The organism is Pseudomonas sp. TSO6, from assembly GCF_056098905.1.
The window spans coordinates 33,916-54,122 of the sequence record NZ_JBLZWV010000040.1 but is presented as its reverse complement, the minus strand read 5'-3'; the positions used below and the strand labels follow the sequence as shown (position 1 = coordinate 54,122).

Sequence of the window (20,207 nt, the reverse complement as noted above, 5' to 3'; positions counted from 1 at the left end):
AGTGCTTACCTCAGCTGGGGGTGGCGTTGGCCTGGGCATGCTGCTGGCCAGCGTCTTGCAGGCCTGCAAGGGCAAAGCGGTAAAGCTGCGCTGCAACGGCCTCGCTGGGCATCTGCAGAATCTCGTGCAGCGCCCCGGAGCCGCCGCGCGGGCCGATCAGCAGCATTGCCCACGGCGCTGTGACGCACAGGATGCAGCGGGTCAGGGCCGGTTCGTCGACGGGGATGGTGCTGACCTCGCTGAACAGCCCCTTGAGCAGTGACAGGCGCAGTGGCGCGGCGGCCTGCAGATGCGCCTGGCCGTGAGGGCTGGGCGCGAGGATTTCTGCGGCCAGAACCCGCAAATGCCAGTTGTCCCGGGCCTGAGTGGCCTTGTGCACCACCAGTTCCACCAGCACGCGCAGCTTTTCGGCTGGCGCGTGGTTGCCTTGAGTGATGCGCTGCAGGTCGCTGAGGTCGAGGAAGCGTTTGCGGGCCTCGTCGAGCACGGCCAGGTACAGGCCGTTGCGGCTGCCGAAGTGGTAATTGATCGAGGCCAGGTCGACTTCGGCCTTGGCCGCGACGGCCTTGTTGCTGGTTTCGGCATAGCCGAGCGCGGCGAACAGCTCGCCGGCGGCTTCGAGGATGCGCGTACGGGTGACGGCGCCGTCCTTGCGGGGTTCGCGGGGGGCTGCGGACATGGTGGGTACTCTGCAAACCAGGAATATGGGCAGAGCGTGGTCGAGTCTTAATTTAAAATCAATTTAAATTTAATTTATACGGCAAACGGCCTATCGCGATTCTTGCAGGAGCAGCCTTTTGCTGCGAAGCGGCCGGTACAGGCCACACACCCGTATGCCTCCAATACCGGCCTCTTCGCAGCACAAGGCTGCTCCTACACGTGACGATCTACGGGTGATTACTGGCTGTTTCCTGGACCCGCTCGGGCTTGTCCAGCGGCAGGTGGTCGAACTCGCGCAAGCCATCCTTGCGGTACGGGTCGCCGATCCAGCGCGGTGCCACCACAAATTGCGGGCTCACCAGGCTCTTGGCCGGCTCGAAGCGGTCATAGCTCAGCCCGGCCAGGTCGGACAGGGTATGGATCAGGTGCGAGCTGCTGTAAGGGCGGTTGGCCATGGCCTGCAAATCACGTGGGTGCTCGGCCTGCCAGCTGGGCGAGGTCCACAGCAGGAACGGGATGGTGTACATCGGCCGGGTCGGCGCACCTTCGTTGCGCCCCAGGCGGTCGTGGTTGCCGGAGCTGTACACGTCTTCGCCATGGTCGGACAGGTACAGCAGGAAGCCATTGGGGCTGCCTGCCGAGTAACGCTTGATCAGGCTCGATACCACGTAGTCGTTGTAGCGCACCGCGTTGTCGTAGAAGTTGTAGGTTTCTACCTGGTCTGGCGTCAGCTCTTTCGGTACGCCCTGGCTGTCGGTGAAGTGCGCGTAGTCGTTCGGGTAGCGGAAGCGATAGTCCATGTGCGTGCCCAGCAGGTGCACGATGATGAACTTGTTCGGCGCAGGGTCTTGCAGGGCCTTCTCGAACGGCGCCAGCACCACATCATCGTACTGGCTGGCGTTCTGGTTGCGCTGGTTGTTCAGGTATACCGGCGCATCGGTCTGCTGCGAGAACGTGGTCAGCATGGTGTTGCGCTTGGTCATGGTCTGCTGGTTGGTGATCCAGAACGTCTTGTAGCCTGCCTGTTTCATCAGGTTGATCAGCGACGGGTCGGTGAGGAAACGGTCCGGGTTTTGCTCGTTGCCAAAGGTGAGGATCTGCTGCATTACTTCGATGGTGTACGGGCGTGGCGATACCACGTCGCGGAACACTGTAAGGCCCTTGTCGCTGGCGACCAGCGCGTCGAGGTTGGGGGTGGTGTCGCGGTTGTAGCCATACAGGTGCATGTGCTCGCGGGTCGTGGACTCGCCCAGCACCAGCACCAAGGTGCGTGGCGCCGTACCGCTGCTGTCACGCAGGTTTTGCAGGGGCGGCAACGCGGCGTTCTGCGCCAGCAACTTCTGCATGTTGTCCAGTTGCTGAAGGTACTGACGGTAGCCGACCAGCAGTTGCCAGGGCACTGCTGGCTCCATGCGCTGCTGCACCTTTTCGGCGGCATCGGCGAAGTTGCGCTCCTGCGTCACCATCTGCTTGTAGAACGGGTACACCAGGTTGGCGACCAGCAACAGGGCCACCACCGGCAGGCGGCTGCGCAGGGGCAGGCTGACCGGGCGCACGCGCTTCCACAGCAGCACCGCCACCAGCGTGTACAGCAGCAGCGCCAGGCCCAGCCACACGCTGAAGTACTGGCTGAAGTACTCACCGGCTTCGGCGGTGTTGGACTCGAACATCACGAAGATGACGCTTTGCGAGAACTCCTGGCGATAGATGCCGAAGTAGCTCAAGCCCACCAACGATGCAGCCCAAAGCACCAGGCCGATGACGGCCGCCGTGGCGCGGGTGAAGCGGGGCAGCAGCAGCACCGGGGCCAGCCACAGGCTACTGAGGAAGAACGCATCGCGAAAACCGGCAAAGCCGGTAGTCCCGCTGAACAGCAGCAGCGCTTGGGTAACGCCGGAGAAGTACCAGAAGAACAGCAAAAGCCAGCCCAGGCCGGCCCAGTCCACGCGCGTGTGCGCGGCGGGGGATGTAGTGTGTGACACGTATGCCTCGTCGTACCTTGGCGGCCAGCGGATGTGCCCGTGACCGGAAAGGGCGTGACGCTAATCTGCGGCGTGTGAAAATAACGTCAAGGTGGCGAGGAATAGGGGCCGGCGGGTAAACCGGCGCCATGTTTACTGGCGCAATGCGCAGGCCACACGGGTATGATGTGGTCAGCAAAACTGCACTGAAAGGCCCTGTGGATTATGAACCGTCGCAAGAAGATCAAGCAGCTATTGGAGGCGCATGCCAAAAAGGCCAATGCCAAACTGGCACCGCGCAAGCCCAAGTACATCTGCAAGGCTGACCGCTTGAAGATGGAGGCCGAGGCGTCGGGGGATACTCCTCAGCTGGCCGATTGAAACAGACCGTGTAGGAGCGCCTTGTGTCGCGGTCGGGCCGCAGAGCGGCCCGTGCGATCTATGCATCAATATCGAAATTGTGGGGCCGCTTTGCGTCCCGATCGCGACACAAGGCCGCTCCTACAGGGATCGTGTAGGCTTCAACGGCGGTAGTAACGGTGCTCGTCATGGTGACGTTGGTGCAGGGCACGCTCATGGCGGCGCTCCCAATCACGGCGCCGTTCCCAGTCCCGCCGCCGCTCCCAGTCCCGCCGGGCTTGCTCGCGCCGCCACTGCTCACGGCGCCAGTCGCTTCTGTGGTCATGCCAGCGATCGTCGTCGTGCGCCAGCAGCGTGGCCGGCTGTGCATCGGCCACGCTGGCCACCCTCGACCAGGGGTTGCCGGCAGGCTGCAATGGTGACTGAACGGCCGGTGCCGGCGCCACCGGTGCTTTCATTTGTGTTGCTGATGCCATGCCCACCGCCGCGAACGAGAACAGGCCGAGCAGCACCAACCTTGCGACATGTATTTTCATGAGCGAAGCCAACCTCTGATAACAATTGAGCCATCTGGCCAGCAGGTGTGGGGCGAACCTCTTCTCGCGTGCCGCGACCTTTCTGTGCCTCCCACATAGACCGGTAAACGGGAAAAAGTTCGCTGCAGCAACAACTTGTAGAACTTTTGACGCCTGATCACCCCTTTACACAAACGCCCGCCCGCCACGGCGGCGGTCTTCCTTCAGCAACCCCTCCACCTTGCGCAACGCCTGCCCCAGCAGGGCCTGGTCCGGTGCCCCGCCCAGCGAGATGCGCACGGCATCCGGCCCCTGCGTTACCACGCTGAACGAGTCCGCACCAGCCACGCTCACCCCCACATCCTCCAGGGCCTGGGTAAACCGTTCCTGGTGCCAGTGCGCTGGCAGCTGCAACCACAGGTGCAGCCCGGTGGGGTGGGCCTGGAACTCATGGCTCAACAGCGTGCGTGCCAGATGCTGGCGGGCGCGGGCTTCGCGCTGGATTTCCTGGACCAGCTCCCTGGCGGTGCCACTGCGGATCCACTGTTCGACCAGCGCCAGCAGCAAGGCCGAGCAGCCCATGCTCGATGCGCGCAAGCCATTGAGCAGGCTTTGCCCGTCGTCGCCACGCGGTGGCAGCACAAAGGCTGTGCGCAGGCTTGGCCACAGGCACTTGGAAAGCGACGCCAGGTAATACGTATTGGCGCCCCCGGTCAGGCAGGCGATGGGCGCCGGCGCGTCGTCGAGCAGATAACGGTAAGGATCATCCTCGATCAGCGTGATACCGCGCTTGATCAACACCTCGGCAATTGCCTGGCGCCGGGCCGCGGGCATGGTGTGCGCGGTGGGGTTGTGGAACGTGGGGTTGAGGTACAGCAGGTGCGCGTCGCTTTGCTGGCAGGCCTGCTCCAGGCAGTCGGGGCGCATGCCGTCGGCATCACTGGCCACCGCGACAATGCGCAGCCCCAGTTGCCGGGCGGCCAGCAGCAGGCCGGGGTAGGTGAGTGGGTCGCAGAGAATGGCATCGCCCGCGCGGGTGTGAGTGCTGAGGATGGCAAAGATGGCCGCTTGCGAACCCGAGCAGAGGGCAAGGCCGCGGCTGTCCAGGTCACCCAATGCCGGTTTCAGCCAACCCTGTGCCGCCTGCAGCAGTGAACGGGTGGTCGGTTCGTCCTGGTAGGGCGACAGTGCTTCGATGCGGTTGCGTTGCAGCACCTGCTCAAGCCCGGCGCTCACCAGTTGTGCCATCGAGCCATTGGCCGGCTGCGGCGGGATGTTCATGGTCAGGTCGATGGCTGCCGGCGTCATGGTTTCGCGGGCGCCCAGGATGAACGAGCCGCGGCCACTGTAAGAGGCAATCAGCCCACGGTCGCGAGCCTCGGCATAAGCCCGGGTCACTGTGGTCAGGTCGACCCCAAGGTGCGCAGCCAGTGCACGTTGCGGCGGAATTTGTTCGCCGTCCTGCAAAATTCCAGACTGTATGGATTCTGCGAGCATGTCTGCAATCTGTATGTATCTCGGGCCTGCTTTGGGCTTGAAAGGCTTTGTCCAGCGCATTTGAGCAGCTTCTCTTGGTGTTTCGGCAAGAGGCATAGGTATTCCTCCCGGTTGTCAGTCCATACACATATGAATATCATGACATACGGTTGTTAACAAATCCATACAATAAGGAAAGCGTATGGTTTATTTGATGTGCACCGGAACGGCGCGGCAGGGTTGCAACGATAAGCGCTTCCGGGCTGCCAGTCATGGAGATGTTTGATGGATGACTGTCATCTGATCTGCGCCAATCGCCTCGACGATGGGGCTGTGGTCTGGCTTGATGCCAGGCACGAATGGGTAGAGACACTGCAACAGGCCGGCGCCTTCGATACGCAGACGCTGGTACCGGCAACCCTCGCCGCCGAGGCTGCCGTGAGGGCCAACCAGGTGGTTGCGCCGACGCCTTGTGCAGCCTGGCTGGTGGATGGCCTGCCAGAGCCGAAAAGCCTGCGTGAACGGTTGCGCTCGCGTGGCCCGTCAGTACGCAGCGACCTCGGCAAGCAGGCCGCAGGCACGTCGCCGCTAGGTGGCAAGGGCGAGCGCCCGCTGCTGCCGGTGGCGGCGGGGCAGGCGGGGGTGTACCGATACGACCCGTTCGAGCGTGAGTTCCTCAAGGACCGCGCCCGCCAGTTCGAGCAGCAGGTTGCCCGCCGCCTGAGCGGCGAGCTGGACGAAGAGGCGTTCAAGGTGTACCGGCTGATGAACGGCCTGTACCTGCAATTGCACGGCTACATGCTGCGCGTGGCCATCCCCTATGGCACCTTGAGCGCAGTGCAGCTGCGCCAGCTGGCCTATGTGGCCCGCACCTATGACAAGGGCTACGGCCACCTCACCACCCGGCAGAACATCCAGTTCAACTGGCCGCGCCTGGCGGATACGCCAGAAATCCTGTCGGTACTGGCCGATGCCGACCTGCATTGCATCCAGACCAGCGGCAACTGCATCCGCAACGTTACCACCGACCACTTTGCCGGGGCTGCCGAGGATGAAGTGCTGGACCCTCGTGTGCATGCCGAGATCCTGCGCCAGTGGTCCACCGACCACCCGGAGTTCACCTACCTGCCACGCAAGTTCAAGATCGCCATTACCGGCAGCCCCAAAGACCGTGCCGCTGTGCGCTTCCAGGACATCGGCATCCTGGCGCAGCGCAATGGGCAGGGTGAAGTGGGCTTCCAGGTGTATGCCGGGGGCGGCCTGGGGCGTACGCCGATTGTTGGCACCCGAGTGCGGGAGTGGTTACCCGAGCGCGAACTGCTGCGTTATGTCGAAGCCATCCTGCGGGTTTACAACGCCCTGGGCAGGCGCGACAACCTGTACAAGGCGCGCATCAAGATACTGGTGCGCGAGCTTAAGCCCGGCCGTTTCATTGAAATGATCGAGCACGAGTTCGCCAGCCTGCCGGCGGATCACCAGTACCTGGAGCCGGCCATCGTCCAAGGTATCCGTGCCCGCTTCGTGCAGCCGGCCTTCGAGGCGCGGCCCGGGTTGTGTGACAGCTTCCTGCACGCGCGGGCCGACGACAACGCGTTCGCCAGCTGGGTACGCACCAATACCCACCCGCACAAACAGCGTGGCTACATCAGCGCGGTCATCTCGCTGAAGCCACCAGGTGGCATCCCCGGCGATATCAGCGCCGAGGAAATGCTCACCTTGGCCGATTTGGCCGAGGCCTACTCGCTGAACGAGATTCGCGTGTCGCACGAGCAGAACCTGGTGCTGCCGCACATCCGCCAGGGCGACCTGTACAGCGTATGGCAGGCCTTGCGCCAGGCGGGGCTCGCGACCAGCAATATCGGTTTGTTGTCCGACGCCATCGCCTGCCCGGGCATGGATTACTGCAGCCTGGCCACTGCCCGTTCAGTGCCGGTTGCCCAACGCATCGCCTTGCGTTTCGACGCGGCCCGGCAACAGGACATCGGCGAACTGAAACTCAATGTCTCCGGCTGCATCAATGCCTGCGCCCACCACCATGTGGCGCATATCGGCATCCTCGGTCTGGACAAGGCCGGCCACGAAAACTACCAGATCACCCTGGGCGGCAGCGCCGAAGAGGACGCTGCGGTCGGGACCATCCTGGGCCGTTCGGTGCCCTTCGAGGAGGTGCCCGACATCGTCGAGGGGATCGTTGGCATCTACCTGCAATTGCGCGAGGACGGGGAGCGCTTCCTTGATACCTATCGCCGCGTCGGTATCGAGCCGTTCAAGGAGGTGTTGCGTGATGCTCGTTGATCGTGATGGCCGGGTTCAGCCCGACAGCTGGCGCTACCTGGAGGGTGAAACGCTGCCGACCTACGCCCCGCAAACCGTGCTGCAGCCGCAGCAGTGGGATGACTACCACATGCGTTTTGGCCAACCGGCTGAAGGCCTGTGGCTGGCCGCCGACCAGGACCCGGTGCAGGTGCTGCCGTTGCTCGGCCACCTGACCTTGATCGTGGTCGAGTTCGCCAAGTCACGTGATGGCCGCGGCTTCACCCTTGCCAGGCTGCTGCGCGAGCGCCACGGCTTCAGCGGTGACCTGCGCGCTACCGGGCCTTTGCTGCCCGACCAGTTCGCCATGTTGTTGCAGTGCGGGTTCACCAGCGTACGGGTTCCGGCCAGCGTGCCGGCGCAGCGCTGGCAGGACGCCGCGGCCGCCCATCACCAGGCCCGTCCACGCACCCTGCTGCAACGTCTTTCCCAACGGAGCGAGGCATAGCCATGTTCAGCCTTACAGCCCTGGAGCTGGCGCGTATACAGTTCGGTTTCACCATTACTTTTCACATCATCTTCCCAGCCATCACCATTGGCCTTGCGGCATTCCTGGCGGTTCTGGAAGGTTTGTGGCTGTGGAAGAAAGACAACGCCTACCTCGACCTGTACCACTTCTGGTCGAAGATCTTCGCCGTCAACTTCGCCATGGGCGTGGTCTCGGGGCTGGTCATGGCGTACCAGTTCGGCACCAACTGGAGCTTCTACTCGCAGTTCGCTGGCAGCATCACCGGCCCGTTGCTGACCTACGAGGTGCTGACGGCCTTCTTCCTTGAAGCGGGCTTCCTCGGGGTGATGCTGTTCGGCTGGCACAAGGTCGGCCGGGGCTTGCACTTTTTCGCCACCGTCATGGTGGCCGTGGGCACGATGATCTCCGCCACCTGGATCCTGGCATCGAACAGCTGGATGCAGACACCGCAAGGGCATGAAGTGATCAATGGCGTGGTGGTGCCGGTGGATTGGTTCGCCATCATTTTCAATCCATCGTTCCCGTACCGCCTGGCCCATATGGTCACGGCTGCAATGCTGTCAACCGCGTTGTTCGTCGGGGCTTCGGCAGCGTGGCACCTGTTGCGCGGCAACCACACCCCGGCGGTGCGGCGGATGTTCTCGATGGCCCTGTGGATGCTGCTGTTCACTGCGCCGTTGCAGGTGCTGATCGGTGACGTGCATGGCCTGAATACGCTCAAGCACCAGCCCGCGAAGATTGCCGCAGTAGAAGGCCACTGGAGCAACACCCCGGGGCAGGGCGTGCCGCTGATCCTGTTTGGCATCCCGGACATGGAGGCCGAAACCACCCGCTACAAGGTCGAGATCCCTAACCTGGCCAGCCTGATCCTGACCCACAGCCTGCACGGGCAGATCCCTGCGCTGAAGGACTTCCCGAAAGAGGACCGGCCCAACGCGACCATCCTGTTCTGGTGCTTCCGGGTCATGGTCGGCCTGGGGCTGCTGATGGTCGTGCTTGGCCTGTATGGCACCTGGCAGCGCTGGCGTGGACGGTTGTACGCGTCACGGGGGCTGGCCCGGTTTGCCCTGTGGATGGGGCCCTCGGGCCTGGTGGCCTTGCTGGCCGGCTGGTACGTCACCGAGATCGGCCGCCAGCCCTGGGTGGTGTACGGCCTGATGCGTACCAAGGACGCAGTTTCAGACCATTCGGCGCTGACCTTGTCGGTGGGCCTGGTGGTTCTGGTGGTGATGTACATCGGGGTATTCGGCACTGGCGTCGCCTACATGCTGCGCCTGGTGGGCAAGGGGCCGCAACCGCACGACGACCACGAGCAGCCGGTGACGGCCAACCAGCGGCCCGCCCGCCCGTTGTCGGCAGTGGACGACCCGCTGTATCCAAATTCGCCCAATCACACTGACTGACCGGAGACGTTGTCATGGGTATTGATCTTCCGCTGATCTGGTTTCTGATCATCGGCTTTGGCGTGATGATGTACGTCATCATGGACGGTTTCGACCTGGGTATCGGCATCCTGTTCCCGTTCATCACCGACCGCGACCACCGCGACACCATGGTCAACACCGTGGCGCCGGTGTGGGACGGCAACGAAACCTGGCTGGTGCTGGGTGGGGCAGGGTTGATGGCGGCGTTCCCCAAGGTCTACGCCATCTTGCTCAGTGCGCTGTACATCCCCGCGCTCGGCCTGCTGGCCGGGTTGATCTGGCGTGGTGTGTCGTTCGAGTTCCGCTTCAAGGCCGATGAGGCGCACAAGCCGTTCTGGGACAAGGCGTTCACGGGCGGGTCCTACGCGGCGGCGTTTTTCCAGGGGGTGATGCTGGGGGCGTTCATCGAAGGGCACGCGATTGTTGATGGCGTGGCCACCAACGGCGTGATGAGCTGGCTGACACCGTTCAACGTGTTCTGCGGGGTCGGGGTGGTGGTGGCGTATGCGCTGCTGGGCGCCACCTGGCTGGTGTTGAAGACTGAAGGCCGGTTGCAGGCCAGCATCATTCGCGCGTGCTCACCGATTACCCTGGTGACGGTGGCGGCGATGCTGATCGTCAGCATCTGGACGCCACTGACCCACCCGGCCATTTTCGAGCGCTGGTTCAGCCTGCCGAACTTCTGGTTCTTCCTGCCGGTACCGGTGCTGGTGCTGGTGGCCACCTGGGCGATCCTCAGGTCGTTGCGCGGCGCACCGCATGCCGGGCCTTTCGTCTGGTCGCTGCTGCTGGTGTTCCTCGGCTTCACCGGTCTGGTGATCAGCATCTGGCCGTATGTGCTGCCGCCCAGCCTCACCCTCTGGGAAGCCGCAGCGCCGCCCCAGAGCCTGGGCTTCGCCCTGGTCGGTGCGCTGCTGATCATCCCGTTCATCCTCGGCTATTCGGCCTGGTCGTATTACGTGTTTCGCGGCAAGGTCAAGGACGGCGAAGGGTACCATTGAAGTCTGGTGTGTAGCACAGGGTGTGAGGCCCTGTGTTACCTCCTTCGCGGCGCCGGCAGGTACAGCACTGGCTTCAGGCTTATGCATTACCTGTGGGAGCGGCTTCAGCCGCGAACACCGGCGCAGCCGGTGCCATGCCACTCCGTTATATCTGTGCGAATACCTCACGCAAATGTGCCCGATAACTGCCGAACGCAGCAATCGCCCCCGTCACAACTTCTGCTTCTTCCCCCTCATCCAGCGCCAGGCCATCAAGCCTGGCCACGAACTCGCGCCAGTGCAGTGCACGACCATCCGGGTGCGGCGCCAGGTGTCGAGCGCCCTGTTCTCCATCCAGCCCCAGGCGCTGAGTGTGCTTGAACAGGAACGCCGCGCCCAGGTTGGAGCCTTCACTGCAATACAGCCACCCCAAGGCCTGGGCGGGGCTGGCACTGACCGGCTGGGGAGACGTTGGCAGCGGCAGGCCCAGATCGAGCAAGTCTTGCTCGACTGCGGCAAAACGCGACAGCTCAACCAGCCCCGGCAGCCACCGGTTCAGCTGATCGTCCTGATACAGCGCCAGCAGGCTGCCGTGAAAGCGGTGTTGTACCTGCAGGAAGTGGCCATAACGCTCACGGCTCTCGAAAGGCCGCGCCGCCATCACCAGTTCGTCGACGTTGTCATGGTCGCTGCTGCTGGCCGCTTTCAGGCGTTTGCAGCGTCCTGGCGCTGTGAGAGGGAGTGGGGCAGCGGTCATAGGCGTGTCCGTGAGCGAGTAGGCAATGCGCCAATGATGCGTGCCATCCCAGGTAGGCGGCAAGCACAACGCTACTGGTTTACCATGCCTGACGCTTTCACGTTTCCAAGGAGTCAGCCATGAATACCCCGCAGTTCCGCACCCCCACTGTTGCAGACGCCGAGCGCTGCTACGCCATTGAAATCGGCGCCTATGAAGGGGATGAAGCGGCCACGCTGGAGAAGATCCGCACCCGCATCGCGCAGTATCCGCAAGGCTTCCTGATCCTGCAAAACGCAGGTGAGATCGTTGGCTTCATCAATAGCGGTTGCGCCCACGAAGTCGTCATGTCTGATGAAGACTTCAAGGAACTGATCGGCCATGACCCGGCAGCACCGAACGTGGTGATCATGTCGGTGGTGGTGGACCCGGTGCACCAGGGCAAAGGTTACGCCAAGCGCTTGATGGACGAATTCATCGCCCGCATGAAGGCCTCGGGCAAGCAGACCATTCACCTGATGTGCAAGCAGCAGCATGTGGCGCTGTACCAGAAGATGGGGTATCAGTACGTGAAACCGTCGCCGTCGGATCATGGCGGCATGGCCTGGCATGAGATGATCATGGTCCTCTGAAACCTTGGCTTGCTTGAGCCGCACTCACCTATCAGAAGGACCTGAAGCTTTGGCCAACCCGGCAGCCGTCTACACCTCCCGCCAAACCACCTGCATCGCCCTGCTGGTGGCTATTACCTTCTTCATGGAAAACCTCGACGCCACCGTGATTGCCACGGCCCTGCCGCAAATGGCCAGTGACTTCGGTGAAAGCGCTGTCAGCCTGAACATCGGCATCAGTGCCTACTTGCTGGCAGTTGCGGTATTCATTCCGCTCAGTGGCTGGGTGGCCGACCGTTTCGGCCCGCGACAGGTATTTGCCGGGGCCATCGGCCTGTTCACCGTGGCGTCGTTGCTGTGCGGCATGGCCCCGACCCTGGAAACCTTCGTCGCCGCCCGGGTGCTTCAGGGCATTGGCGGTGCCCTGATGGTACCGGTGGGCCGGCTGGTGGTGCTGCGCACGACCGAGAAGAAGGACCTGGTGAAAATGCTCGCAGTGATCACCTGGCCCGGCCTGGTGGCACCAGTATTGGGCCCGCCACTCGGCGGCCTGATCGTCACGCATTGGTCATGGCCCTGGATCTTCTACCTGAACATCCCCCTCGGGTTGCTGGCCATTGCGGCAGCCTGGGTGCTGATTCCGAATGCGCGGTCAGATGAAAAACGCCGTTTTGACACGCTGGGGTTCGTTTTTCTGGCATCGTCTTGTGCGGCATGGCTGGTCGGCCTGGAAATGCTCGGCTCGCTGGCGGGTGGCAGCCTGGGCGCCGGGCTGGCACTGGTGTCGCTGGGCGGCTTGCTGACCTGGTTGGCAATTCGTCATTGCCGGCGCCATCCTTCGCCGCTATTGCCACTGAATACCCTCTCTATCCCCACGTTCAGGGTCAGCATCGTTGGCGGTACCTTGTTCCGCCTGTCGATCAGCGCCTTGCCGTTCCTGATCCCGTTGCTGCTGCAGATTGGTTTCGGCTTGTCGCCGGTGGATGCCGGGCTGCTGGTACTGGCGATCTTCGCCGGCAACCTGGCGATGAAGCCGTTTACCACCGGGTTGCTGAGCCGCTATGGTTTCCGCCGCGTGTTGCTGGTCAACGGGCTGATTGGCGTTGGTTGCATTCTGGCCTGCCTGGGCTTGCAGCAAGGCATGCCGTGGTACTGGATGGCCGTGGTGTTGTTCGTGGGCGGGCTTTCGCGCTCGATGCAGTTCACCACGTACAACGCTGTGGGCTTTGCCGATGTGCCCAAGCAGCAGATGGGCGAGGCTTCGACGCTGTTCAGCATGTGCTTCCAGCTGGCGATGGCGTTGGGTGTGGCGGTGGTGGCACTGCTGTTGCGCGTGGCGATGATGGTGCGGGGCGGCGAAAGCGAGATGACCGTCAGCGACTTCCACTGGGCGTTGATTGGCGTTGCCTTGATTGCCTGTGTGGCGTTGGCGGATGCCATTCGTTTGCCGAGCAATGCCGGGGAGCAAGTTCTGCGCACCTGAAACCTGGGGCTGCTTCGCACCCCATCGCCGGCAAGCCAGCTCCCACATAGCCCGTGCTAAATCTGGCCGGTGACAGGGCCGGTACAGGCAATTCAACTCTGCAAGGCATCGCGCAGATGAACGACGCCATCAAGCGCCAGCGCCTGCGCCGAGTAGCACAGGCCGATACGCCGGCGCAGGTCGAGTTGTGGCATGGGCTCGATGCGCACGCCGGGGTGCTCGGTGGCCAGCGATTCTGGCACGATCGCGGCGCCCAGGCCCGCCGCAACCAGCTCCAGGGCCAGGGCAAAGGTGTCTGCCTCTGCCACCAGAATACCGCTGTAGAAAGGTTGCAGGCGCTGATGGCTGGGCTGTGACGGGCAGGTGATCCAGCGCGCTTCGCTGGTTGCCTGCTGCGCAACCGCCAGCACGAACGGGTCGCTGTGCAGCGGCAGAAACAACTCATCCTCACAGCGCAGTTCTTCGCTGGCCAGCCGCACCGCGCCCATGCAGCCGGTCGCCAGTTGCAGGCGCACCGGGGGCTGGATGGCAGCGGCTGCCAGCACTACTTTGCCCAGTACCGCCGCACTCACATCCTGCTCCACGCCGATCTGCAACGGCGCGCGCTCACGATCCCCCTTGAAGCGGCCGAGCAGGCGATTGGCGTCGGCGACCATGCGCTGCGCTTCGGGGTAGAGCGCGCGGGCATCCTCGGTCACCTCGACGCCGCGGGCCTGGCGCACGAACAGCGTGGTGCCCAAGGCCTGCTCCAGTGCCCGGATGCTGCCGGAAAGCGCCGGTTGGCTAAGGTGTATCGAACGCGCGGCGGCAGTGATGTTGCGCTCTTCGAACACAGCGATGAAGGCGCGAAGCTGGCGATAATCCATGGGTTACCCATAAGTGATGCCGATGGCTGCGAAAAGAATTTCCCGTTTTTCGCAAGAAAAACCAGCTTCTATACTCGCTCTACTTCTTACCCATAGGCAAATCGGATAACAGGATGGTGACCATGACCAACACCCTTAAACCTTTGGTAGTCATTACCGGTGCCAGCTCCGGTATCGGCCTGGCCACCGCCAAGCTGCTGTCCAGCCGTGGCCACGCCCTGTTGCTGCTGTCCCGGCGCCTGGCGCCGATGCAGCAACTGCAGCTGCCCAATACCCTGGCACTGGCGGTCGATATCACCGACCGCGCTGCCGTGCTGGCAGCCGTCGCTGAGGCCGAAGCACGGTTTGGCCCGGTAGACGCGATCATCAACAATGCTGGCGTGATGCTGCTGGGCAGTATCGCCACCCAGGACCCGGAACAGTGGGACCGCATGCTCGACGTGAACGTGCGTGGCCTGCTCAACGGCATTCATGCGGTCGCCAGCGGCATGGTCGAACGCAGGCAGGGCACTATCATCAACGTGAGTTCGGTGGCCGGTCGCAAGGCCTTTCCCAACCACGTCGCCTACGTCGGTACCAAGTTTGCTGTTACCGGCCTGTCGGAAAACCTGCGAGAAGAGCTGGCACCGAGCAATGTGCGGGTGATCACCATCGAGCCGGGTGCAGTCGATACCGAACTGCTCAGCCACACGACCGATGACGCCATCAAGGCGGGGTACAACGACTGGAAGCAGGAGATGGGCGGGGTACTCACGGCCGAGACCATTGCCGAGACCATCGGCTTTGCCTATGGCCAGCCGCAGTCCGTGTGCATCCGCGAAATCGTGGTGTGCGCTACCCGGCAGCAGCAGTAAGCCAGGGCCCGCGGTCTGTCGCCGTTTTTGTGGGAGCGGCCTTGTGTCGCGATAGGGCTGCGCAGCAGCCCCACAAGTTCAGCGACGCAGCATAGATTGCCGGGGCCGCTTTGCGGCCCTATCGCGACGCAAGGCCGCTCCCACAGGGTGCGCGTCAGCCTTTGGGAGTAGGTGTCAGTGCATAGCAGGCACCTTGGCCAGTTTCAAATGCCCCTCATCAGGCTCCATGATCGGCACCTCGTTGCCATCGCGGTCATACAGCTTGCCATCACGGAACACATCACCTTCATTCAGCCCGGCGATATCCCGGTAGCGCAGGGTGCGCTCGCTGGCGGCGACGAACACCGACTGCTGGTCGGAGTTGCCGGCGCGCAGGTGGTTGAACAGCAGGTTGAGCAGAATCGCCATGATCGCCGCCGAGCTGATGCCGGAGTGGAAAATGGTCTCGAACCAGGTCGGGAAGTGGTGATAGAAACCCGGCGCCGCGATCGGGATCATGCCAAAGCCGATCGAGGTGGCGACAATGATCAGGTTCATGTTGTTGCGGTAGTCCACCTGGGCCAGGGTGCGGATGCCACTGGCTGCGACCGTGCCGAACAGCACCAGGCCGGCACCGCCGAGCACGGCGGTAGGCACCGCGGCGACCAGCCTGCCCATCATCGGCAGCAGCCCCAGCGTGACCAGGATCAGGCCGGCGCTGGCCACCACGTAGCGGCTCTTCACCCCTGTCACGGCGACCAGGCCGACGTTCTGCGCGAAGGCACTTTGCGTGAACGAGCCGAACAACGGCGCCAAGGCGCTTGAGATCATGTCGGCCCGCAGGCCATTGCCCAGTCGCTTGGAGTCGACCGGGGTACCGATGATTTCACCGACGGCCAGGATGTCTGCCGAAGTCTCGACCATGGTCACCACGATGACGATAAGCATCGACAGGATCGCCGCCACCTGGAACTGCGGTGCGCCAAAGTGCAGCACCTCGGGCATGGCCACCCACGGCCCTTGCAGCGCCTGGGAGAAATCGGCCATGCCGGTGGCCATCGCAGCCAGCGTGCCGATCACGATTGCCAGCAAGATCGACAGGCGCGACAGGCTGGCACTGCCCAGCTTGCTCAGCAGCAGTACCGAGGCCAGGGTGAACGCCGCCAGGCCAATGTTCGCCGGGCTGCCAAAATCAGCGGCCTGGCTGTTGCCGCCCATGGCCCAGCGGGCGGTAACCGGCATCAGGGTCAGGCCGATGGTGGTGATGACGATGCCTGTCACCAAGGGCGGGAAGTACTTGATGATGCGCGAGAACAGCGGGGTGATCAGCAGGCCGACCAATGACGACACGATAACTGCGCCGAACACCACCTGCATGCCGCCGGTGCCGTCATTGCCGATGATCGCCACCATGGTGGCGACGCTGGCAAAGGAAACCCCCTGCACTAGCGGCAAGCGGCAGCCGAAGAAGGGAATGCCCAAGGTTTGCAGCAATGTTGCCAGGCCCCCTGCGAACAGCGAGGCAGCAATCAGCAGGCCGACATCGCCAGCGCTGAGGCCTGCGGCCTGGCCGATGATCAGCGGTACGGCGATCATGCCGCCGTACATAGTCAGTACATGTTGCAGGCCATAGGCCAGGTTGGCGCCCACGCCGAGGTTCTCGTCTTCCGGACGAGGTGAAGCGGGAGAAGTCATGGTGAGTAGCTCGCTTTGTTATTTTATGCGTCTAACAGCACGGTCTCAGTCGCATTCATTGAGTTTTGAATGGGAGGTGTGGGCTACTGCAACCGGCCTTGGCCGCAGCAGCCCGGGTACATCAGTTGCCGCTCACCAGCTGATGTGCCAACTGGTTGTGGCGCTCCAGCACGCGTGGCAGGTCGACGGTGGCCAACTGGCCGTCCTTCACCACGACGCGGCCGTTGATCACGCTGGTGTGCACCTGGGTCGGGGTGCAGAACACCAGTGCCGCCAGCGGGTCGTGGTGGCCACCGGCATAGGCGACGTGGCCGAGGTCGAAGGCGACGAAGTCGGCGACCATGCCCGGCGCCAGGGCGCCGATGTCATTGCGGTTGAGCACCTTGGCGCCGCCGAGTGTGGCGATTTCCAGTGCTTCGCGCGCGGTCATGGCGTCGGGGCCGAAGCCTACCCGCTGCAGCAGCAGGGCCTGGCGCACTTCACCGATCATGCTGGCGCCGTCGTTGGAGGCAGAGCCGTCGACCCCAAGGCCCACCGGTACGCCGTGGTCGCGCATCTTGCGTATCGGGGCAATGCCCGAGGCCAGGCGCATGTTCGAGCATGGGCAGTGGGCGACGCCGGTGCCGGTACGGGCGAACAGCTCGATGCCGTGCTGGTCAAGCTGCACGCAGTGGGCATGCCATACGTCGTGGCCGACCCAGCCGAGGTCCTCGGCGTACTCGGCAGGGGTCATGCCAAACTTCTCGCGGCTGTAGGCGATGTCGTTGACGTTCTCGGCCAAGTGGGTGTGCAGCGACACCCCGTACTGGCGCGCCAGCACGGCGGCTTCGCGCATCAAGTCGCGGCTGACCGAGAAGGGCGAGCACGGCGCTACCACGATGCGGCGCATCGAGCCGTGGCTGGCATCGTGGTAATCCTCGATCAGGCGCTGGGACTCCTTGAGGATGTCAGCTTCCTTCTCCACCACCGAATCAGGCGGCAGGCCGCCCTGGCTCTGGCCCACGCTCATGCTGCCGCGCGCGGCGTGGAAGCGCATGCCGATCTCGGCGGCAGCGTGGATGCTGTCGTCGAGCTTGCAGCCGTTGGGGTAGATGTACAGGTGGTCGCTGGAGGTGGTGCAGCCGGACAGGATCAGCTCGGCCATGGCGGTCTGGGTCGACACCGCGATCATTTCGGGGGTCAGGCGTGCCCAGATCGGGTACAGGTTGGTCAGCCAGTTGAACAGCTCGCCGTCCTGGGCTGCCGGCACCACGCGGGTGAGGCTCTGGTACATGTGGTGGTGGGTGTTGACCAGGCCTGGGATGACCACTTTGCCGGCCATGTCGAGGATGACGTCGGCCTGTTGGGGCAGGGTATCGGTTGGGCCGACCTGTGTGATCAGGTTGTCTTCGATGTACAGGCCGCCGTTTTTGATCTCGCGGCGTTCGCCGTCCATGGTGACCAGAAGTGCAGCGTTTTTGACGAGGAGGGTTTTCTTACCGGTTGCAGATAACATGGCTTAAGCCCGTTGCAATACGCCTTGGCGATTACCGAGGTCGTAGGCGAGGGATAATGTAATCAGGAACGCTGCAAGTTGTATACATTCAAGTGAAATTAATGATTTGGCTTCATTCAATTCATGAAAAATAACCAAAAATAGGAATTTTATTTACCAATAGACTGGCAGCATCTTTTCCGGAGCCTGTCTTGATGTCTGCTTTCGAACCCCGCCTTGGGGCTACCCCCACCGGCCGTATTGCTGCAATCAGCGTTGCGGTCCTTGCCTTTTCGGCCTTTTTGATCGTGACCACCGAATTCCTGATTGTCGGCTTGTTGCCCGCGCTCAGCCAGGACCTGGGGGTTTCCATTTCGATGGCGGGGCAGTTGGTCACGCTGTTTGCCTTTACTGTGATGCTTGCCGGCCCGTTCTTGACAGCGGCATTGGCGCACCTGGATCGCAAGCGTTTATTCATCACCATTCTGCTGGTATTTGCCGCAGCCAATGCATTGGCTGCGGCCTCGACCAGTTTCTGGGTGCTGGCCATTGCGCGGGTCGTCCCGGCACTGGCGTTGCCGGTGTTCTGGGGAACGGCCAGTGAAACGGCCGGCCAGTTGGCCGGGCCTGATAAAGCAGGGCAAGCGATCTCCAAGGTGTACCTGGGCATCTCGGCGGCGATGTTGCTGGGTATTCCGCTGGGCACCGTGGCGTCCAACGCCGTGGGTTGGCGTGGTGCATTCTGGATACTGGCCGCGCTGTCGTTGCTGATGGCGCTGGCCATGTGGGTGTGGATGCCGCACGTTGCCCGCGCGGCAAAAGTCGACTTCATGCAGCAGGCACGCATTTTCAAAGAGCGCTATTTCCTCGCCAATGTCCTGCTTTCGGTGGTGGTGTTCACCGCGATGTTCACAGGCTACAGCTACCTGGCCGAGCTGCTGCAGCGGGTTGCGGGTGTACCACCCGCGCATACCGGTTGGTGGCTGATGGGCTTTGGCGCGGTAGGCCTGCTCGGCAACTGGATCGGTGGACGGGTCGTGGACCGTTCACCGCTCAGGGCGACGGCGCTGTTTCTGCTGCTGCTGGCCATCGGCATGGCGGCGATCGTGCCGCTGGCCCATGCAGGCCTGGTGTTCTGCCTGGCACTGGGGGTGTGGGGTGTGGCCAACACCGCGCTATACCCCATCAGCCAGGTACGGGTGATGGGTTCTGTGACGCATGCCCAGGCGTTGGCCGGTAGCACCAATGTGTCGGCAGCCAATGCGGGGATTGGCCTGGGCGCCGTCCTCGGTGGCTTGACCATCCCTGGGCTGGGTATCGAATACCTGGGCTACGTAGCCGCAGGCGTGGCGGTGGTGGCGCTGGGGCTTGTGCCGCTTGTCGGCGGCCTTGCGCATCAGCGCGCATCGCTGGCCCGGGTACCATGAGGCGCCAGCCGCGGCAGCAGGTAGTCGAGCAGGGCGCGGACCTTGGGTAGCCCCTCGCGGCTTTTGAGCCACACCAGATTCATTGGCAGGCCGTCGGTGGCCAGCGCGGGCAACACTTCGACCAGCCGCCCTTGATCAAGGTGTTGCTGGGTCAGCCAGGTAGGTAGCTGGCCGATACCATGACCGGCCAGCACTGCTGCAACTTCCCCTTCACCGTCCCCCACCGCGATGCGGGGTTGTACGCTGCGTCGTTCCATTTCGCCAGGTTGGCGGCCCTTGAACAGCCAGGGGCTGACCATGCCATCGGTATGGCCATAGCCGACGCAGTGGTGGTTTTCCAGGTCGCGTTCGTCTTGTGGCACGCCGTGCTTTTCCAGGTAGGCGGGTGCGGCACAGAACATCAGGCGCTGGGCACCGAAGTACTGGTGGCCAAGTGCGGCCGGCCAGGCATCCGGGCCACCGATTCGCACCACGATGTCGATACCTTCGTGCACCGGGTCGACAAAACGGTCGGAGAAAGACACGTGCGGTTGCAGCAATGGGTGCAGGCGGATGAAGTCCAGAATCAAGGGCAGCACATGCAGGCGGCCGTAGGAGGCTGGCAGTTCTATCCGGACCTTGCCATGGGGTTCGTTGTTGCTGGCGACCAGTGCGTGCTCGACCTCTTCCAGGTCGGCCAGGACCGAGGTGCAGGTACGGTAGAAGATGACGCCAGCCTCGCTGAGCGACAAGGTGCGTGTGGTGCGGTTGAACAGCCGTGCGCCCAGGCGGGCCTCCAGCCGGGCAACGCTCTTGCTGATGGCCGAGCTGGTGAGGTTGAGCCGCTCTGCGGCTGCCGTGAAGCTGCCCAGATCAGCGACGGCAACGAATACGTCGATGCCTTTAAGGCGTTCGGAGGAGTACATGGCTGGCCTTGTTGATGAA

At 63.1% G+C, this 20,207-nt stretch carries 18 protein-coding genes; 9 read left to right on the top strand and 9 right to left on the bottom strand.

Annotated features, from left to right (window positions below):
* Nucleotides 1–10 precede the first annotated feature (10 nt).
* Together ACN6NG_RS18410 and ACN6NG_RS18405 are read right to left on the bottom strand one after the other, a co-directional pair.
* Nucleotides 11–679, bottom strand: coding sequence for a TetR/AcrR family transcriptional regulator (locus tag ACN6NG_RS18410; protein ID WP_063422917.1), 669 nt, complete (start codon nucleotides 677–679; stop codon nucleotides 11–13).
* Between the two features lie 208 nt (nucleotides 680–887).
* Nucleotides 888–2,642 carry a phosphoethanolamine transferase CptA gene (locus ACN6NG_RS18405; protein WP_474315400.1) on the bottom strand — a complete coding sequence of 585 codons (1,755 nt, stop codon included), beginning with the start codon at nucleotides 2,640–2,642 and terminating at the stop codon, nucleotides 888–890.
* 204 nt (nucleotides 2,643–2,846) lie between these two features.
* Between ACN6NG_RS18405 and ACN6NG_RS18400 the strand changes: the two genes are divergently transcribed.
* The gene (locus ACN6NG_RS18400; protein WP_016500341.1) at nucleotides 2,847–3,002 is read left to right on the top strand and encodes a DUF2986 domain-containing protein; all 156 of its coding nucleotides are present in this window, start codon (nucleotides 2,847–2,849) and stop codon (nucleotides 3,000–3,002) included.
* 140 nt (nucleotides 3,003–3,142) lie between these two features.
* Here the strand turns inward: ACN6NG_RS18400 and ACN6NG_RS18395 are convergent, their stop codons facing one another.
* Both ACN6NG_RS18395 and ACN6NG_RS18390 read right to left on the bottom strand, forming a co-directional pair.
* On the bottom strand, nucleotides 3,143–3,517 hold the full coding sequence (locus ACN6NG_RS18395) for a hypothetical protein (protein WP_197897994.1): 375 nt from the start codon (nucleotides 3,515–3,517) through the stop codon (nucleotides 3,143–3,145).
* Nucleotides 3,518–3,682: 165 nt separating this feature from the next.
* Complete coding sequence (locus tag ACN6NG_RS18390) at nucleotides 3,683–5,053, bottom strand: aminotransferase-like domain-containing protein (RefSeq protein WP_474315396.1); 1,371 nt, start codon at nucleotides 5,051–5,053, stop codon at nucleotides 3,683–3,685.
* 204 nt (nucleotides 5,054–5,257) lie between these two features.
* Here ACN6NG_RS18390 and ACN6NG_RS18385 point away from each other — a divergent pair, with 204 nt between their 5' ends.
* Genes ACN6NG_RS18385 through cydB form a run of 4 tightly spaced genes read left to right on the top strand, consistent with a single transcriptional unit; the run spans nucleotide 5,258 to nucleotide 10,179 of the window.
* On the top strand, nucleotides 5,258–7,267 hold the full coding sequence (locus tag ACN6NG_RS18385) for a DUF2849 domain-containing protein (RefSeq protein ID WP_474315394.1): 2,010 nt from the start codon (nucleotides 5,258–5,260) through the stop codon (nucleotides 7,265–7,267).
* Nucleotides 7,257–7,733, top strand: a complete 477-nt coding sequence (locus ACN6NG_RS18380) for a DUF934 domain-containing protein (RefSeq protein WP_474315391.1) — start codon at nucleotides 7,257–7,259, stop codon at nucleotides 7,731–7,733. Before ACN6NG_RS18385 ends, ACN6NG_RS18380 begins: the two co-directional genes overlap by 11 nt.
* A 2-nt stretch (nucleotides 7,734–7,735) precedes the next feature.
* Nucleotides 7,736–9,157, top strand: coding sequence for a cytochrome ubiquinol oxidase subunit I (locus ACN6NG_RS18375; RefSeq protein WP_474315388.1), 1,422 nt, complete (start codon nucleotides 7,736–7,738; stop codon nucleotides 9,155–9,157).
* 14 nt (nucleotides 9,158–9,171) lie between these two features.
* On the top strand, nucleotides 9,172–10,179 hold the full coding sequence (gene cydB, locus ACN6NG_RS18370) for a cytochrome d ubiquinol oxidase subunit II (protein ID WP_474315386.1): 1,008 nt from the start codon (nucleotides 9,172–9,174) through the stop codon (nucleotides 10,177–10,179).
* A gap of 145 nt (nucleotides 10,180–10,324) precedes the next feature.
* Here the strand turns inward: cydB and ACN6NG_RS18365 are convergent, their stop codons facing one another.
* Complete coding sequence (locus tag ACN6NG_RS18365) at nucleotides 10,325–10,915, bottom strand: biliverdin-producing heme oxygenase (protein ID WP_063422925.1); 591 nt, start codon at nucleotides 10,913–10,915, stop codon at nucleotides 10,325–10,327.
* Nucleotides 10,916–11,034: 119 nt separating this feature from the next.
* On the opposite strand from ACN6NG_RS18365, the gene ACN6NG_RS18360 reads away from it, so the two are divergent.
* Both ACN6NG_RS18360 and ACN6NG_RS18355 read left to right on the top strand, forming a co-directional pair.
* Complete coding sequence (locus tag ACN6NG_RS18360; RefSeq protein ID WP_063422926.1) at nucleotides 11,035–11,526, top strand: GNAT family N-acetyltransferase; 492 nt, start codon at nucleotides 11,035–11,037, stop codon at nucleotides 11,524–11,526.
* 49 nt (nucleotides 11,527–11,575) lie between these two features.
* Entirely contained in the window at nucleotides 11,576–12,988 is a 1,413-nt protein-coding gene (locus ACN6NG_RS18355) for an MFS transporter (protein ID WP_474315384.1), read from the top strand.
* 92 nt (nucleotides 12,989–13,080) lie between these two features.
* On the opposite strand, the gene ACN6NG_RS18350 is transcribed toward ACN6NG_RS18355, so the two are convergent.
* Nucleotides 13,081–13,854 (bottom strand): LysR family transcriptional regulator, encoded by a 774-nt coding sequence (locus ACN6NG_RS18350; protein WP_474315381.1) that lies wholly within the window; start codon nucleotides 13,852–13,854, stop codon nucleotides 13,081–13,083.
* A gap of 122 nt (nucleotides 13,855–13,976) precedes the next feature.
* On the opposite strand from ACN6NG_RS18350, the gene ACN6NG_RS18345 reads away from it, so the two are divergent.
* A complete protein-coding gene (locus ACN6NG_RS18345; RefSeq protein WP_063422928.1) occupies nucleotides 13,977–14,708 on the top strand; it encodes an SDR family oxidoreductase in 732 nt (243 codons plus the stop codon).
* 174 nt (nucleotides 14,709–14,882) lie between these two features.
* On the opposite strand, the gene ACN6NG_RS18340 is transcribed toward ACN6NG_RS18345, so the two are convergent.
* The gene (locus tag ACN6NG_RS18340; protein ID WP_063422929.1) at nucleotides 14,883–16,382 is read right to left on the bottom strand and encodes a nucleobase:cation symporter-2 family protein; all 1,500 of its coding nucleotides are present in this window, start codon (nucleotides 16,380–16,382) and stop codon (nucleotides 14,883–14,885) included.
* Nucleotides 16,383–16,503: 121 nt separating this feature from the next.
* A complete protein-coding gene (locus ACN6NG_RS18335; protein ID WP_197897986.1) occupies nucleotides 16,504–17,877 on the bottom strand; it encodes an 8-oxoguanine deaminase in 1,374 nt (457 codons plus the stop codon).
* A 194-nt stretch (nucleotides 17,878–18,071) separates the two neighbouring features.
* On the opposite strand from ACN6NG_RS18335, the gene ACN6NG_RS18330 reads away from it, so the two are divergent.
* Nucleotides 18,072–19,283, top strand: coding sequence for an MFS transporter (locus ACN6NG_RS18330; protein WP_474315378.1), 1,212 nt, complete (start codon nucleotides 18,072–18,074; stop codon nucleotides 19,281–19,283).
* Here the strand turns inward: ACN6NG_RS18330 and ACN6NG_RS18325 are convergent.
* Entirely contained in the window at nucleotides 19,253–20,188 is a 936-nt protein-coding gene (locus ACN6NG_RS18325; protein WP_353455179.1) for a LysR family transcriptional regulator, read from the bottom strand. The genes ACN6NG_RS18330 and ACN6NG_RS18325 overlap by 31 nt on opposite strands.
* Nucleotides 20,189–20,207 lie beyond the last annotated feature (19 nt).